Annotated in this window: 14 protein-coding genes; 8 read left to right on the forward strand and 6 right to left on the reverse strand. The window is 44.4% G+C overall.

The window, feature by feature from the left end; translation table 11 throughout:
• Positions 1–21: 21 nt before the first annotated feature.
• On the forward strand, positions 22–1,365 hold the full coding sequence (locus ACO0KZ_RS01735; protein WP_422992120.1) for a M24 family metallopeptidase: 1,344 nt from the start codon (positions 22–24) through the stop codon (positions 1,363–1,365).
• 89 nt (positions 1,366–1,454) lie between these two features.
• Here ACO0KZ_RS01735 and ACO0KZ_RS01740 read toward each other — a convergent pair whose 3' ends face one another.
• Positions 1,455–1,808 (reverse strand): hypothetical protein, encoded by a 354-nt coding sequence (locus ACO0KZ_RS01740; RefSeq protein ID WP_422992122.1) that lies wholly within the window; start codon positions 1,806–1,808, stop codon positions 1,455–1,457.
• A gap of 407 nt (positions 1,809–2,215) precedes the next feature.
• On the opposite strand from ACO0KZ_RS01740, the gene ACO0KZ_RS01745 reads away from it, so the two are divergent.
• The 3 genes from ACO0KZ_RS01745 (at position 2,216) to ACO0KZ_RS01755 (ending at position 4,699) form a co-directional block, all read left to right on the forward strand.
• Positions 2,216–2,533 (forward strand): hypothetical protein, encoded by a 318-nt coding sequence (locus ACO0KZ_RS01745; RefSeq protein WP_422992123.1) that lies wholly within the window; start codon positions 2,216–2,218, stop codon positions 2,531–2,533.
• A 232-nt stretch (positions 2,534–2,765) separates the two neighbouring features.
• Complete coding sequence (locus tag ACO0KZ_RS01750; RefSeq protein WP_422992124.1) at positions 2,766–3,068, forward strand: hypothetical protein; 303 nt, start codon at positions 2,766–2,768, stop codon at positions 3,066–3,068.
• A gap of 992 nt (positions 3,069–4,060) precedes the next feature.
• On the forward strand, positions 4,061–4,699 hold the full coding sequence (locus tag ACO0KZ_RS01755) for a hypothetical protein (RefSeq protein ID WP_422992126.1): 639 nt from the start codon (positions 4,061–4,063) through the stop codon (positions 4,697–4,699).
• A gap of 39 nt (positions 4,700–4,738) precedes the next feature.
• On the opposite strand, the gene ACO0KZ_RS01760 is transcribed toward ACO0KZ_RS01755, so the two are convergent.
• From ACO0KZ_RS01760 to ACO0KZ_RS01770, 3 genes are all read right to left on the reverse strand, one after another.
• Positions 4,739–6,034: a replication-associated recombination protein A gene (locus ACO0KZ_RS01760; RefSeq protein ID WP_422992127.1), complete on the reverse strand. Its 1,296-nt coding sequence runs from the start codon at positions 6,032–6,034 to the stop codon at positions 4,739–4,741.
• Between the two features lie 5 nt (positions 6,035–6,039).
• The gene (lolA, locus tag ACO0KZ_RS01765; protein WP_422992129.1) at positions 6,040–6,672 is read right to left on the reverse strand and encodes an outer membrane lipoprotein chaperone LolA; all 633 of its coding nucleotides are present in this window, start codon (positions 6,670–6,672) and stop codon (positions 6,040–6,042) included.
• Positions 6,673–6,752: 80 nt separating this feature from the next.
• Entirely contained in the window at positions 6,753–9,077 is a 2,325-nt protein-coding gene (locus ACO0KZ_RS01770) for a DNA translocase FtsK (RefSeq protein ID WP_422992131.1), read from the reverse strand.
• A 538-nt stretch (positions 9,078–9,615) separates the two neighbouring features.
• On the opposite strand from ACO0KZ_RS01770, the gene ACO0KZ_RS01775 reads away from it, so the two are divergent.
• The 3 genes from ACO0KZ_RS01775 to ACO0KZ_RS01785 all read left to right on the forward strand — a co-directional run bounded on the left by ACO0KZ_RS01775 (position 9,616) and on the right by ACO0KZ_RS01785 (position 13,497).
• Positions 9,616–11,406, forward strand: coding sequence for a pre-peptidase C-terminal domain-containing protein (locus ACO0KZ_RS01775; RefSeq protein ID WP_422992133.1), 1,791 nt, complete (start codon positions 9,616–9,618; stop codon positions 11,404–11,406).
• Between the two features lie 384 nt (positions 11,407–11,790).
• The gene (trxB, locus tag ACO0KZ_RS01780; RefSeq protein ID WP_422992135.1) at positions 11,791–12,744 is read left to right on the forward strand and encodes a thioredoxin-disulfide reductase; all 954 of its coding nucleotides are present in this window, start codon (positions 11,791–11,793) and stop codon (positions 12,742–12,744) included.
• 123 nt (positions 12,745–12,867) lie between these two features.
• Positions 12,868–13,497, forward strand: coding sequence for a Smr/MutS family protein (locus ACO0KZ_RS01785; RefSeq protein WP_315475576.1), 630 nt, complete (start codon positions 12,868–12,870; stop codon positions 13,495–13,497).
• Between the two features lie 56 nt (positions 13,498–13,553).
• Here the strand turns inward: ACO0KZ_RS01785 and ACO0KZ_RS01790 are convergent, their stop codons facing one another.
• Both ACO0KZ_RS01790 and ACO0KZ_RS01795 read right to left on the reverse strand, forming a co-directional pair.
• Positions 13,554–13,892, reverse strand: coding sequence for a P-II family nitrogen regulator (locus ACO0KZ_RS01790; RefSeq protein ID WP_314862133.1), 339 nt, complete (start codon positions 13,890–13,892; stop codon positions 13,554–13,556).
• A gap of 37 nt (positions 13,893–13,929) precedes the next feature.
• Positions 13,930–15,543 carry an NAD+ synthase gene (locus ACO0KZ_RS01795; protein ID WP_422992137.1) on the reverse strand — a complete coding sequence of 538 codons (1,614 nt, stop codon included), beginning with the start codon at positions 15,541–15,543 and terminating at the stop codon, positions 13,930–13,932.
• A 32-nt stretch (positions 15,544–15,575) separates the two neighbouring features.
• On the opposite strand from ACO0KZ_RS01795, the gene ACO0KZ_RS01800 reads away from it, so the two are divergent.
• Positions 15,576–16,742 (forward strand): GNAT family N-acetyltransferase, encoded by a 1,167-nt coding sequence (locus ACO0KZ_RS01800; protein WP_422992139.1) that lies wholly within the window; start codon positions 15,576–15,578, stop codon positions 16,740–16,742.
• Positions 16,743–16,872 lie beyond the last annotated feature (130 nt).

Here is a 16,872-nt window from a genome sequence, read left to right on the forward strand (position 1 = left end):
TACGAACAAAAAGGAACTTTTATGAAAAAACTCCTAGGCGCACTAAGTATTGCTAGTATTTTTCTAACGCTACCTGGACAGGCACAAATTCTATCGGTGCGAGAACAAGCGCGCATCGTTAATGAGAACTTGGCAGAACGCTTTGAACAATTGTTACCAGATATGATGACGCAGACAGGCATCGATATGTGGCTGGTCATTGGACGCGAATACAATGAAGATCCAGTACTAAAAACGATGCTACCAGCAGAGTGGCTCAGTGCACGTCGTCGTACCATGCTGTTATTTTATCGTGACCCACAAAGTAAAAAATTTGAAAAATTAGCTGTTGCACGCTATGACTTTGGCGACAACATCAAAGCCGCCTGGGATACACAAAAATTTCCCGACCAGTGGGATGCTTTAGTAAGTCTAATCCGTCAACGTAACCCTCAAAAAATCGGTATCAACACATCGATGCATTTTGCCCACGCCGATGGTTTGGATCACACCGAGTATCAAGAACTCGTTCAGAAGTTGCCGCCGGATTTAAAAAACAAACTTGTCTCCGCTGAACCGCTGGCAATACGCTGGCTGGAAACAAGAACCGCACGTGAAATGCAGTTTTACCCGCAATTGATCAACGCAACACATAAAATTATTGAAGAGGGTTTTTCTGAACAGGTCATTACACCTGGCATCACGACCAGCGACGATGTCGTATGGTGGTTCCGTCAAAAAATACGCGACCTAGGCTATGACACTTGGTTCCATCCTACGGTCGACATTCAACGCATGGATGCCAATAAGGACGAGGCACAACGTAGCTTTTCCGCTCGTCCAAAAAATAATGTCATTTTGCCTGGCGACTTAATTCATGTGGATATCGGTATTACTTACCTGCGTTTGAATACGGACATTCAACAACATGCCTATGTTTTAAGACCCCGCGAAACCGCAATACCCGACAGTCTACGACAAGCCTTTAACAAAGCAAATCGTCTACAAGATATTCTGACTTCACAATTTAAAGAAGGTAAAACCGGCAACCAAATTTTGGCGGATGCTTTAAGTCAGGCCAAGAAAGAGAATATCGCAGCGACAATCTATTCACATCCAATTGGTTACCACGGACACGCTGCAGGTCCGGCAATTGGTATGTGGGACAATCAGGCGAAAGTTGAAGGTACGGGAGAACAGGCCTTGCGTCCACGCACCGCCTACTCCATAGAATTAAATGCGGTCAGCACCATTCCTGAGTGGAAAAAAGATATTCGCATCATGCTGGAGGAAGATGCGTATTTTGACGGAACAAAAGTGCATTATATTGATGGTCGCCAAAAGGAAATCTACCCTATCCCAAGACCAAATCGCTTTAATCAATAGTCAATCAATAACCCATCACACAAAATAAATGCCCTCACTTTTGAGGGCGTTTTATTTGAACCAGACAATCACTGATCGTTACAACAAAATTATTTATCGTCGTGGCGGTAAGGAATTCGTTCTACACGAATCAATTGTGCTTCTTCACTTTCCTTATAAGACCATTGTGGTTTATCGCCCGCTGTTCGACCACTTTTCGCCTTTTGGCTGCGGACGTTAATCACAACCAGTGCCAAAAGCAGCTTAACCAACATAAATATCACAAACAGTGTTAGTACCAAAGGCACGATAGTTATCAGCAATGCGATACCAATACATAGCATCAATAGCCGTGGCAAGGGTGTGCGCATCAGTACCTGTGCGGCTTTAGTTCCAAACACACGCAATTCCTGCAAGGCTTGGCGCAAGACGGAATACAAATACTGTTTAGTCGAATTTTTCATGAGTGATCCTTGATAAAGAAACTATAAAAGCAACTGCAATGTAAAACATCACACTGAGCTTTGCTGGGTCTTTCCGACCAAATTGACGTTTGACGGGATGAAGTGCGTATGGCGCAGGGTGAACGGATTATGCGCATGCATCCCATAACTAGCCACGGTAAAACCAAGCATAAATCGCCACAACGATATGCCCCTACAACAAAAGCAACGTTATTTATCTGCGACAACTTTTTTCAGATTGAAAATAGACTCTAGTTCAAAAAGGGAATAGTAATCTGGGTTAGAAAAGTCGGCATTGACACCTCTGATTCTGCATTTCATCGCATCTCGCTGGCGATTAATGCAGCACATCTTTACAGTGGCAACATCAAATTTCTTATCCAATACTAAATCAACAGGAAACAGTCATGTCCAAGCATTTACAAAAACTAGCTTCACTCTTCACCGCAGTAGCGATCAATAGTGTTTTTTGCGCCGCCAGCTTTGCAGGCAACTCGTTTGATACAAACACATCCGCCAAATCATATGCAAAGGCGACTAGCAACCAAACCATCATCGTGAAAGCAAAACGCTTGAGTCTTCAACAAAAAGCGGACTTCGACAAAGAACAAATGAATAGCAAGATGCAAATCATCACGATTTCTGCAAAACGCCTTAGTACGGCAGACAAATTAAGCTTCGATAATACGCACAAAAAACAACAGCAGCTGAATTCTATAGGCTAAGAAACCAAACTAGAAATAAGCTAATCGAATCGATTTTCCGACGATTATTTAGTTTTATGTTTGTTCAAGTACTCAAATACCAGTTTATCTTGACAGCAATGCCAGAGACATCACCAAAATTATAAAAAACACATTTTTTAGATACAAATTTATTACAATTAGTTTGACGTATAACTATTGATTTGATTTACACTTACCGCTTGATTGCGATTCATTTGGAGTTTTGACTATCATGAATATGAAAAAAATTTCTCTCGGCATTACTCTAACTGCCATTGCGAGCGTTGCATTTAGCCAAGAATTTGTGGTTTCTCAATCTCAGATGAATAACCAGCCTGCTTGCCAAGAAAACTGTCCGGCAGATGGCGCAAATACCGGTCAAGGTGCGCTACAGATAGATCGTAGTGGAATGGATAAAGCGTCGGTGCATTTGCAGGTTTTGCAGCAAAGTTCGCAAAAATTCAGTGAACCAGCAAATGCCAAGAAAAACAACGACGACAAAAAACCTTCAAGCAAAGCACAAAGTAACTCTTAAGTGCATCGCTTTCGATATGCGAAAGCAAAACGATAAAGAATTTATGGCCCGTCTTACAGGCCATTTTTTTTTGCAATCCAGACAAACGGCAACCGAATTCCAAGGCAGCATTTAGCAGGTCCCATTAATCAAACTCAAATCGAAGAGCGATCTATGCGTTTGCTCAAAATTATTTGGGTTGACGTTTGACGAGCTTAATCACGGCTTCCGATTTAATCTAATGATTTATAGAGAAACTCTGATGAGCTTGGAATAGATTTATATTTTAAATATTTATTCTAAGAACTAAGCAAGAACTAGTCTCAACACTAATCAGCATTGCTAGCAAGCGCAATGGGCGACTCAAACATGTGTCATAGATAAAAGAGATCTATGCTCAAGAAATCAATGGAAAATTACTATCCGCCGTTCAACTCACCGCAGCATCCGGCATTTGCGCCATGGTGGAATTGCTACAAGCAGGTCAACTACCGCAAAAAGGATTTGTACGTCAGGAACAAGCGACGTTGAAACATTTTTACGCCAACAAGTTTGGGCGCTACTATGCAATGTAAACTCAGACGTAAGGAATAACACCGCAACATCCTGAATTAAGTTGCTTGAATCAGGGTTATCTGTTTCCGAGAATAATCCGATGAATTTAAAATACACTTCATTTGCCGTCTATTTTTGCAAAATTCGCACTATACTTATCATCGAAATTACATAGTAGTTGCGCATTTTTTTAGGGAGAAAAAATGAGGTGCGAAGTAGGCAAGGCAAAGATGATTTGCTTCCATGTGCTAAGCATTTTATTTGTTTTTGTAATCACGACGGCGCATGTGCGAGCACAAAATATATCTGTGATCAACGTGCCACGCCTAGACGCAAAGGTTGACCCAAATGAAGTCTACGTTAGGGAACTCTTACAGCAAATCATTCTTTATTCGCCGCGCCCATATAAAATAGCGTTCTCTCAAGGGAGAATGCTACAAGGCCGCTCAATTTATGAAATGACCAAGCCCAATGGAAAGGTCGACATTTTGTGGAGCATGACGACTGATAAGCGTGAAAAAGAGCTTATTCCAATTCGTATTCCGATTGATAAAGGTCTGATTGGATGGCGCATCGCACTCGTCAACAACAACCACAAAAATATCTTCACTGGCATTAACAGATTAGAGCAGTTAAGAGCCTATGCTGCAGGGCAAGAATTTGATTGGCCAGATGTTGATATATTAAGAGCCAACCAATTAAAAGTATTCACTTCCAACGCTTATGATCCCCTATTCGCGATGTTGGAAGCAGGTCGCTTTGATTATTTTCCGCGTTCGATTTTTGAAATCTGGAGCGACTTAGAGAATCATCAACAATATCAAATTCAAGCTGAACAAAATGTCATTTTGCATTATCAATCCGCATGCTATTTTTTCATTACACCGCGCAGGCCCGAATTAGCAGAAGATTTACGTATAGGTTTCGAGAAAATCATCGCGAATGGGATTTTTGAACGCTTATTTCAGAAATATAATCAGACTTCAATTGATCGCGCCAATATTAAACAAAGAACCGTCATTCAACTTAAGAATCCCTTATTGAATCCGGAATCAATGCCCAGACATCGTCCTGAGCTATGGTTTCAAGCTTGGTAGCACAGAGCTATTTTTTGTTTCGCTTGAGTAAATTCGAAGTTAACTGTCTTGATCCAATTGCCTTAAATAGGCAAGCTTTTCTGCAATTTTGATTTCCATGCCACGTGCTACAGGTTCATACCAACGTACCGCATCTAAACCTTCCGGCATATAAGTTTCACCAGCGGCATACGCATTCGGTTCGTCGTGCGCATAACGATAAAGTTTGCCGTAACCGAGTTCTTTCATCAGCTTAGTCGGGGCATTGCGCAAATGTTCGGGCACGCCACGCGATCTATCTTTCGCGACAAATGCACGTGCTTGTTTATACGCCATATAAATGGCATTTGATTTCGCAGCACACGCCAGATAGACCACGGCCTCAGCCAATGCCAATTCGCCTTCAGGAGAACCCAAGCGTTCATAGACCTCCGCTGCATCCAGACTAATCCGCAGCGCGCGTGGATCCGCCAAACCAATATCTTCGCTCGCCATCCGAATAATACGTCGCGCTAGATACCGTGGATCCGTGCCGCCATCCAGCATACGCACCAGCCAATACAATGCGGCATCCGGATTAGAACCGCGCACCGACTTATGCAATGCGGAAATTTGATCATAAAATGCGTCGCCACCTTTATCAAAGCGACGCAGCGTGTCACCCAAACATTCGGCCAATAAGTCGCTATCAACTTCTTTCAAACCTTTAACCTGCGCGGCGCGTGCGGTGATATCAAGATTATTCAAAAGTTTACGGCCATCGCCATCGGCACTTGCAACCAGACTTTGTTTTGCCTCTGCGCTAAACTGCAACCCCTCTAATTCGTGTAAACAGGCTTTATCCAGCATCAAAGTCAGATCATCTTCGGTAAGCGATTTCAGCACATATACTGCGGCGCGCGACAGTAATGCACTATTGACTTCAAATGAAGGATTTTCGGTGGTCGCGCCGATGAAAGTGAATAAGCCACTTTCTACATGTGGTAAGAACGCGTCTTGCTGGCTCTTATTAAAGCGATGAACTTCGTCCACAAACAAGATAGTCCGACGCTGCGAAGTGGCGCGGACGAATTCTGCGCGTTCAACCGCATCTCGTATATCTTTCACGCCGGATAAGACTGCCGACAAAGCGATGAACTCGGCTTGAAACGCTTGTGCCATCAAACGAGCCAAAGTCGTTTTACCGACACCTGGTGGTCCCCACAGCAACATAGAATGCGGCTCGCCTGATTCAAAAGCAACTCGCAGTGGCTTGCCCTCACCCAACAGATGTTGCTGGCCGATTACTTCGGTCAAAGTACGTGGACGGAGGCGCTCGGCTAAGGGTTGATGTAGTGATGCCGGTGCTGCAGACATAGGCATCATAGGCGATTAACGTCCGCACCTTTGGGTACGACAAATTTAAAATGATCTGCTGAAAAATTAGGGTTTCTTTCGAAATTATTCAGATTCACCGTCGAGATTTGACCAAAGCTATCGCGTAATTCCATGCCAACTGGCAGTCCATCTTTCATCCCAATGCGAATTAATTCAAACTGGCTATCTTTCTCTTTCGGTATCGCTTCTAACCATTCAATACCATTGTTAAGGCCCGCGTCTTTCAACGTAAAATTCTTATCCAAATCGACGCTACCAAACAAAATGGCCGCTGGGCTTGAGCCTATCGCATTACCAAGGGCTTTGATCGTGACTTGGTTTAGATCTTTGTCATACATGTACAGCTTGTCACCATCGGCTTGTAGAACCTGTTCATAAGGCTTTAGATAACTCCACATAAACTTGCCAGGACGCGCAAACTTAAAAACACCGGAAGCAGTCTTACCTAATTGCGCTTTACCACTCACCATTTTGACTTGCGTTTGAGAAAACTCGCCTTTCGCTGTTTTGGTATTCACAACGAAAGATTTAAATTGATCTATCGCCGAAGCCTGCGCCGCGCTTAATCCCGCGAACATCAGACTCAAGGCAACTGCACTAATGCTTATACAACGCATACTTTTCTTAAAGGATTTCAAAATATTTCCAATTCTGTTTTATGAACCTAGATTCTTAACGCTGTGACGAGCCATAAAGTCTACTCAGCGTTACCCGCTGGCACTAAAATCTCACGATTGCCATTTGACTGCATGGTTGATACGACACCGCTGGTCTCCATCTGCTCTAACAAACGCGCGGCACGGTTATAACCAATACGCAAATGCCGCTGAACCAAAGAGATTGAGGCACGACGATTTTTCAACACGATTGCTACCGCTTGGTCATACAAGGCGTCTGCTTCGCCACCGCCTTCACCTGGAGCCAGTGCATCACCACCTTCTTCCAATACGCCGCCTTCTAAAATACCTTCGATGTAATTAGGCTCGCCCTGCTCTTTCAAATACTTCACCACACGATGCACTTCTTCATCTGACACAAAAGCACCATGCACGCGCACCGGCAGGCCTGTACCTGGTGGCATGTACAACATATCACCCATACCTAACAAGGACTCCGCACCCATTTGATCAAGAATCGTACGTGAGTCAATTTTACTACTGACTTGAAAGGCAATACGGGTAGGAATATTTGCTTTGATCAAACCAGTAATAACGTCCACCGACGGACGTTGTGTTGCTAAGATTAAATGCAAACCCGCTGCACGTGCTTTCTGAGCAATACGTGCGATCAATTCCTCCACCTTTTTACCCACAACCATCATCAAATCAGCTAATTCGTCAATGATGATGACGATAGTCGGGAGTTTTTCTAAAGGTTCTGGCGCATCGGGTGTCAAGCTAAACGGATTAGGAATATGTTCTTCCCGCTTCGCAGCTTCCGCGATCTTGACGTTGTAACCTGCGAGATTACGCACACCCAGTTTTGACATCAATTTGTAGCGGCGCTCCATCTCATTCACCGCCCAATTAAGCGCGTGACCCGCTTGGCGCATGTCCGTAACTACAGGAGCTAGCAAATGCGGAATACCTTCATATACCGACATTTCCAACATTTTAGGATCGATCAAAATCATCCTCACATCATTCGGATCTGATTTGTACAATAAGGATAAAATCGTGGCATTAATACCTACAGATTTACCCGACCCGGTAGTACCCGCCACCAAGAGATGCGGCATCTTGGCAAGATCCGCGACCACAGGGTGACCGGCAATATCTTTACCCAGAGCGATAGTCAAATTCGAAGAACTATCGTTATACACTTTAGAGCTCAATATCTCTGTTAACCGCACGATCTGACGTTTTGGATTGGGCAGCTCCAAGCCCATATAATTTTTACCTGGAATAGTCTCGACAACGCGAATAGAGGTCAATGCAAACGAGCGAGCCAAATCACGCGCCAGACCAACAATCTGACTGCCTTTAACACCCGTTGCTGGTTCAATCTCGTAACGTGTGATCACAGGCCCCGGGTAGGCCGCAATTACTTTCGCATCGACACCAAAATCAGATAATTTTTTCTCGATTAGACGACTGGTGAACTCTAAGGTTTCTATACTCACCGTTTCTTGGGTAAGTGGCGGTTCGTCCAATAAAGATAAAGGTGGCAAGTTTGTATCAGGCATATCGTTAAACAAAGAAACCTGACGTTCTTTTTCTATGCGTTCCGATTTTTGCACGGCGACCACTTGTGGCTCTATTCGTATTGGCGGTGCTTCTACAATTTTTGCACGCTCTTGTACTACGGTCGTTTCACGTTTAACGGCAGCAGTTTCACCTAACTTCCGGTCTTCGTGATCGGTATATTTTTTGCGGAAAAATTCAAACGTCGTTTCAATCGCAGTACCTGTATTTTCAGCGATTTGCCACCAAGAAATATGAAAATACAGACTAAAGCCAAGTGCAATCAAAAGTAGAAGCAGCAATGTCGCACCTGTGAAGCCAAATGCTGCTGCGCTCAGGTGACCAATCAGCTCTCCAAGAACACCGCCGTGTACGCCGGGCAAAGCGACTCTTAACGAATACAAACGCAAGGATTCTATGCCCATACAACCAAACAACACCAGAAAAAAACCTGTGCACTGAATGATTTTTTCTAAGCTATGCGGCGCCTCCACTTCCTTTTCCGCTAATTTGTTATTTACCTTGCGATAGTCGGACCACACCATGCGTATGAGAGCAAGACAAAACCACCAAGCGGAAAATCCAAAAATGAAAAAGAATAGGTCCGAAATATAGGCACCAACTCGCCCACCTAAATTATGAAAGCGCGACACTTCGGTCACTCGAGACCAACCCGGATCAAGTGATGAGTAAGTGGCAAATATCAGCATCAAATAAACACTGACGGCAGCGAACACCAGCCAACGCACTTCTGTCAACAAAACGACAAGACGATTAGGCAATGGTGCGCTGGACGGCGCATTACGGCTGCGTTGATAAACTTCGTTAGAATTAGTCATAGTTCATAGAGAAAACAAGCAGACATGATTGTAGGGCAAAAGCTGGGTACTAGGCTATTCGCCAATACATTTCTTAAGTTCTAGCGCCATGAACACTTGGCAAGCAAGGCATACCTAAGCAAATCAGGTTTCCCATAAGCAGGCAGTTTGAAACACAGCTTGCACATTTTTCTGGCCCGGCTCGCATTGCTAAATTAAAACTAAAAATCTCAAAACAGTAGTGGTAACACCAGAAGCAACACAAATCCAAAAAAATTTTCCTTTTTCAAAAAATCAGGTTATATTCAATGTCAATCGGTTTACATAAATAAATAAAATGTAAAAATTTAGACAGCCGTTTTAGTTGCGAAGTTTGAGATGATTTATTTTGTGCACTCAAACCAAAGCATCGAGAGCGAACGCCTGTTTCAGATTCAAAAGCGACCGACCATAAGAAGGTATTCAGCACTTGCGACCTGGCCAAGAAATGCCTGCAGCTTCCACACTGCAGACACACTCGCAAAAATGCTATACACCATTAATATTTCGGAGACAACAATTGAAAACCCTCAATTTATGGAAAACCAGTTCTATAGTACTGGTCACTTTAGCGGCATCACTGATGAGCACGGCGAGCTTGGCCGCATGCCGTACTAGCGAAACAGAACCAAATAACAGCGATACCGCTGCAAATACAGGTGTATGTTCCGGCGTCACAATTACTGGCAGTATAAGCTCTAGCACTGACTATGATTGGTACAAACTTGATGTGAGCGCAGCAGGTCCGATTAACATCACACTGTCGCACGGAACTGGTATCGACCTAGACTGGTATCTTTATCCGGCCACTGGTAGCTATGTCAGCTACAAATCAACTAGCAATAATCCAGAAACCGGCAGCTATAACGCGCCCGCGGCGGGAACCTATTACGTTCGAGTCAAGAGTTATTCTGGCAGCGGTAGTTATACTTTAAACGTCACATTTCCTAGCGTTGGCGGCGATACAACTGTGCCACCAATAGTCCCGCCAATCACCGCTGTCGTTACTGGCAAAGTGTGGCTCAATGGCGGACTGATTTTGCAAGAAAATGCGGGCATTTTCGTGAATGGCTTACGTCAGGCCACAGGCAAGAATACCAGCACACCCAACATCAATAGCACCACCAACTGTTCTACTGACTGGAACAGCACACCATGTCCACGCGTAGCCATCATCACCGCAGCAGCAGTCAATCAAGCAGATGGTGTTGATAAATTTAACAATGACACTGCGTCCGGTGCGTGGTCTTATTACAATCTGTTTCAACGTCATGGCTTTTCACCCAAGCATATTTTAAGTCACCACGACACCTATGCTAATAATTCGGGTAATTCCAGTAGTCAGGGACAAGCCAATATCGCGATTATTAACCAGGCTGATCTTGTCTATGTGATAGGCGGTGACCAATCACGGTTGGCGCGTACTTTCCTCAAAGACGACGGTAGTGATACGCCTCTAATGGCAGCAATACGAACTCGTTACGCCGCAGGCAATTTTATTTATGCGGGTGACTCTGCTGGTACCGCTATCGCTCCCTCTACGTCTTATGGCGAAGGCATCAGTATAGGCTATTTGAACCAAAATACTATACGTAGCATCACACCAGCAAACTGTCCTTATGTCGCCCCCGCTTCCGATGGAACGCCAGCACCTAGCTGTTTGAGTCACCCAAGCAATGTAGACTTTGGTACCAAGATCAAAGGCTTTGGCTTCGTGCCCAACGCCAACGTTGATACGCACTTTGACAATCGCGCTAGTCGTTCTGGCCGCTTGGGTAGATTCATTGCTGCCTTAAAAAATATAGGCCCAAATGTCTCCTATGGCATTGATCAAAACACAGCGCTTTACATTAACGGCGACATTGCTACCGTCTATGGAACCGGTGGCGTCTACGTGGCAGAGGCGACGTCAAGTAATTTTGGAACTGGGACGAAATTCAGTGCAAGCAGTGTACGTTTGTCCTACTTAACAGAGGGAGACAGTTTCAAATTTAGCGATCGCACTATCACTAGCACTAAACCACTTTTAATTGGTAGTGGTGGTGTTAACTACCAATTTAGCAGCGCCCTCAATTCCAGTAATATCTTTACAGTCGATGCAAATGGCGTTGGCAGCTCCAGCGCTACTTTTAAGCACATGATAGATCAGACCCCGACCACTAGTACTGGTGCCGCGCCATCCGATACTTACAACCCACTTTCATTCACACTGACTTTCAAGCGCGATGGGCAAACCCAAGGTTATAAGAACGCGACAGGAAGTTATAGTGGCCCCTACACAATTAAGAAAGCATTGCTAGATATCAATTAAGCTACTTTTACTTAACTCTAAAAAGACAAAGCGACCTCCGGGTCGCTTTTTTACTTTAAAGCGAATAAACAGTTTTTTCACGAGTACTGATTATCATAAGCTCATTCAAGACAGCATTACGGGTCAAAATATTGAACCCATCCTAACGCGCCACCACAGCACTGTAAGATTTGGTCAGACATCGCAATCAATGCATTCAATTTGCTTCTGACAAAGACCGCAATGAGATTTTCCTTGACCAGCATAAAGTCAAGTTCTCACAAATCTGGGATAATGCGCATCATCGCAGACCAAAGAATTGATTTGCCACCCAAAACGTGGAATTTTTGCAATCAACTTATACTTAATCCGCATCTTTTTTCGACCTTTTATATCGGAACCATCATGTCTACACCTAAATCAACTAAGCACGCACATGTTTTGATTCTCGGCTCTGGCCCAGCTGGTTACTCCGCAGCCGTTTATGCAGCGCGCGCCAATCTGAACCCTGTATTAATCACAGGCGTAGAGCAAGGCGGTCAATTAATGACCACAACCGATGTTGAGAACTGGCCAGCCGATCCTAATGGCGTACAAGGTCCGGAATTGATGCAACGCTTTTTGGAACACGCCGAGCGCTTCAACACAGAAATTATTTTTGACTATATTCATACTGCCAAGCTAACAGAAAAACCTATCCGCTTAATTGGCGACCAGGCTGAATATACTTGTGATTCTTTGATTATTTCGACCGGCGCTTCTGCACAATATCTAGGCTTGCCATCCGAAGAAGCCTTCATGGGCAAAGGCGTTTCAGCTTGTGCCACTTGCGATGGCTTCTTCTATCGCGGTAAGGAAGTAGCGGTCGTTGGTGGTGGCAATACAGCAGTGGAAGAAGCTTTGTACTTGTCCAATATCGCCAGCAAAGTTACTGTCATTCACCGTCGAGACAAATTCCGTGCGGAAGCTATTTTGATTGACCGCTTAATGGCCAAAGTCGCAGAAGGCAAGATCGAAGTAAAGTGGAATCACACTTTAGATGAAGTCACGGGCGATGCCTCTGGCGTAACAGGTATCAATATCAAATCTGCTGATGGCATTGTGAGCGCTGTACCTTTGCATGGTGTTTTCATCGCGATTGGCCACAAACCAAATACCAGCATTTTTGAAGGTCAGTTGGAGATGAAAAACGGCTACATCATCACCAAAATGGGAAATGAAGGTATGGCAACTGCTACCAATATTCCAGGCGTGTTTGCAGCGGGCGACGTACAAGATCACATATATCGTCAGGCAATTACCAGTGCTGGTACCGGTTGCATGGCAGCTCTAGACGCACAGCGCTTCCTCGAGGAATAAGAATCGAACCGCGAAGGCCTAGAGGTCGCAAAGAAGTCATAGAAAACTCTGCTCCCTCTGCGCCTCTGCGGCAAACGTACTTAAATCCCTATCTTATCGGCAAACATCATCATGGCCTCATCAATGAAAACTTTTGCTGACCTTCAACAAGTTGGCAAACAACTCAAAGAACAGCAAGCGCAACGTGAAAAAGCCGAAGCAGAACGCATTGCGCGCGAAAAGCAGGCGGCAATTGAAGCGAATATTTTTCGCAGTAGTATCGGTGACGTTCAAGTCTTAAAGCAACAAGAAAAATTCCACCCGACACCCAAGAAACCGCAGCCTTTTCCCTTCAAACATATAGAAGACGAGCAAAAGGCTTTACAGGAATCTTTATCCGATGAGTTTGATGCAGGGACTTTGCTCGAGTCAGACGAAAATCTTAGTTACACCCGACCAGGTGTTGGCATCGACGTTGCAAAAAAATTGCGCCAGGGCGCTTGGGTGATACAAGCACAACTCGACTTACACGGCATGCGCCGTGATCAGGCGCGTGATAATCTCGGTGAGTTTTTACGAAAATGTATGCGCAGCGGATACCGTTGCGTAAGGATAATTCATGGCAAGGGTTTAGGCTCAATAAACAAAGAACCTGTTTTGAAAAACAAGGTGCGTAATTGGCTGATACAAAAAGATGAAGTGATTGCCTTTAGTCAGGCGACAGCCGCAGATGGTGGCTCAGGTGCTTTGATTGTCTTACTGCGCGCATCATAAATACACAAAAAATAGACGCTAAGTTGATACAAATTAGCGTCTATTTTTTTAGAAAATCAAACTGCCTCAGGCCCAGTCTCACCGGTACGAATCCGGATCACCTGTTCGACATTCTGCACAAAAATCTTACCATCGCCAATCTTGCCTGTATGCGCGGCTTTGATGATCGCATCGACGACGTGATCACAAACCTTGTCATCGACCACCACCTCAACTTTGATCTTCGGTAGAAAATCGACGACATACTCAGCACCACGATACAACTCGGTGTGGCCTTTTTGGCGGCCGAAGCCTTTGACTTCGGTCACGGTCAAACCGGTGACGCCAACCTCGGCTAAACCTTCACGGACTTCATCTAATTTAAATGGTTTAATGATTGCTGTAATTTGCTTCATGTTTTCCTCACTGATTGTCTACTACGTGTCTTCTATGTTAATCGCGGAATTTCGATGTAATCGGATAACGCCAATCACGACCAAAGGCACGGTGGGTAATGCGGATTCCTACGGGCGCCTGTCGTCGTTTATATTCATTAATTTTAATTAAACGCGTAATACGTTCTACGTCAGCTTCGCTGTAACCAGCTGCAACAATCTCAGCTCGTGACTGATTTTCTTCCATGTAGCGCTGCATAATCCCGTCGAGAATATCATAAGGTGGCAAGGAGTCTTGATCCTTTTGATCGGGTCGCAATTCAGCAGAAGGTGGGCGCGTAATTATGCGTTCAGGGATTACATCGCTTACCGAATTTCGATAACTACAGAGGCGATATACCATGGTCTTTGCAACGTCTTTTATCACGGCAAAACCACCTGCCATATCGCCATAGAGCGTGCAATAACCCACCGCCATTTCACTCTTATTGCCAGTCGTCAATACGATAGAGCCATACTTATTCGACATCGCCATCAAAATAGTACCGCGTATGCGTGCCTGAATATTTTCCTCTGTCGTATCTTCTTTTAAGCCGGCAAACTCCTGACTCAAAGTATTTTTAAATGCACTAAAACACTCGTTGATAGAAATTTCATCATAACGCACACCAATGCGTTTAACCATCTCACGTGAATCTAGCCAAGAAATATCTGCCGTGTAAGGTGAAGGCATCATTACCGCACGCACTTTCTCTGCACCCAACGCATCAACGGCAATCGCCAAGGTCAATGCAGAATCAACCCCACCCGAAAAACCGATCAAGACACTAGGAAAACCGTTCTTCGTCACATAGTCACGCACACCCAATACTAAGGCTTTATAAATCTGCGCTTCTACTGGCAAAGTCTCCGCGACCATACTCATTTGTGGTACGCCATCGACGAAATCAACCATTTGCAAATCGGATTCACAATGCTTCAGTTGAGCACAAACTTTTCCTTCACAATCAAGTACGAAGGAATTACCGTCAAAAATTAATTCATCCTGACCGCCCAACAAATTCGCATAGACCAGACTCATACCAAGTGCGCTGATGTTTTGACGCATCACCTCAATCCGAAAATCATTTTTATTCATATGGAATGGAGAGGCATTGGGCGCTAACAAAACTTGCGCACCAGCAGCGCGTGCTAATTGTGGCGCATCGCCATTCCAGACATCCTCACAAATATTGATACCGAATTTAATACCTTTTACGTCAAACACAACTGCCTCGTTACCCGTCGCGAAATAGCGTTTTTCATCGAACACGGCGTCGTTCGGCAAAGCGTGTTTCAAATAGGTGTGAGTAATGCGCCCATTCAATAAAACGGAAATAGCGTTATAGTGGTGTCCGTGCTGTTCCAAAGGATATCCAACCAGCACATGCACATCAGTAAATTGATGCAAATCGAGCGCTAATTTTTGCAAGGCGCTTGCGGTTTGCTGATAAAACGCAGTGCGTAGTAACAAGTCTTCCGGTGGATAACCCACCAGCGACAGTTCAGGTGTCACGACAATGTCAGCAGCTTGTGCTGCGGCACGTGCCACATAATCATGAATTTGCTGAGCGTTACCAGTGAGATCACCGACAATGCTGTTCATTTGAGCAATAGCAACTTTTACAGTCATAAGATTTAACGATAAAGATTTAATACCGAGTTATGAATTCTGAAGTCTCACATTATCGCACGTGCGTAGTCGATTCTCTATCGGAGATTGGACAAGAGAACTGGGATGGATTGCTGCACTCGCAAGACAAACCAAATCCATTTTTGTCATTTGCTTTCTTGCACGCGCTACATGAATCGGGCTCTGCCTCGGCGCAAAGCGGCTGGGTACCCCGATTTATCATTATTTGGGAACAAGACAATTTAGTCGCTGCGATGCCGCTTTATGAAAAAATGCATTCCTATGGCGAATATGTGTTCGACTGGTCATGGGCAAACGCCTATCAACAGCATGGTCTCTCTTACTATCCAAAACTACTATCGGCAATACCCTTCACGCCGGTGCAAGGCAATCGCCTGCTTAGTCGTACACCTATCGCTGAAAAAGCGTTGCTTCAACACTTATCCTCTTTAATAAAAAGCGGCGCCTACTCTTCGTGTCATGTGCTATTTCCAACATCCAATGAAATGCAAACATTCAAAGCCCAGGGATTTATGCAAAGACAAGGTGTACAGTTTCATTGGCAAAATCAAGGCTTCCAAGACTTCGAACATTTCTTGAGTAGTCTGGAACAAAAGAAACGCAAAAACATACGCGCTGAACGACGCAAAGTAAGGGAAGCCGGTGTGCAATTTTTACGCTTGCGCGGTAAAGACACGAAGCTAGCTGACTGGCAATTTTTTAAGCGTTGCTATGACCACACTTACTCCGAACATCATTCCAGTCCTTACTTAAATCTGGATTTTTTTCAGCGCATTGGTGCATCGATGCCTGACAATATTCTCCTGATCATTGCCACCTTAGGTAATGAAAGAATCGCCGCAGCGCTTTTTATTCATGACGAGACGACTATATACGGCCGTTATTGGGGTTGCTTGCAACAACTGCCGTGCTTGCATTTTGAGACGGCTTATTATCAAGCCCTAGAATTTTGCATAGACGAAAAAATTCAGGTATTTGAAGGTGGCGCTCAGGGCGAACATAAAATGGCACGTGGCTTTTTGCCACAAAAAACCTACTCTGCGCATTTCCTGAACGAACCCGCGTTCGCCGATGCGGTTGCGCATTTTCTGCAGAGAGAACAAGGTGGTATTGACAACTACATCAATGAGCTTTGCGATCACTCGCCGTTTAAATCAACAATCGAGTCAAACGATTAAGAAATAATAAAGTGGTATTAGACAATCAAACAAAAACCAGGTGAAAAATTAGGTTGAGTTTGCAACAAATTTACACAGAAAGCGCATCTGTTTATCATTCATCATCGTCAAATCCATTAGAATGTGCGCA

It is taken from the genome of Undibacterium sp. Di24W (assembly GCF_049340325.1).
Taxonomy (GTDB): Bacteria; Pseudomonadota; Gammaproteobacteria; order Burkholderiales; family Burkholderiaceae_D; genus Undibacterium.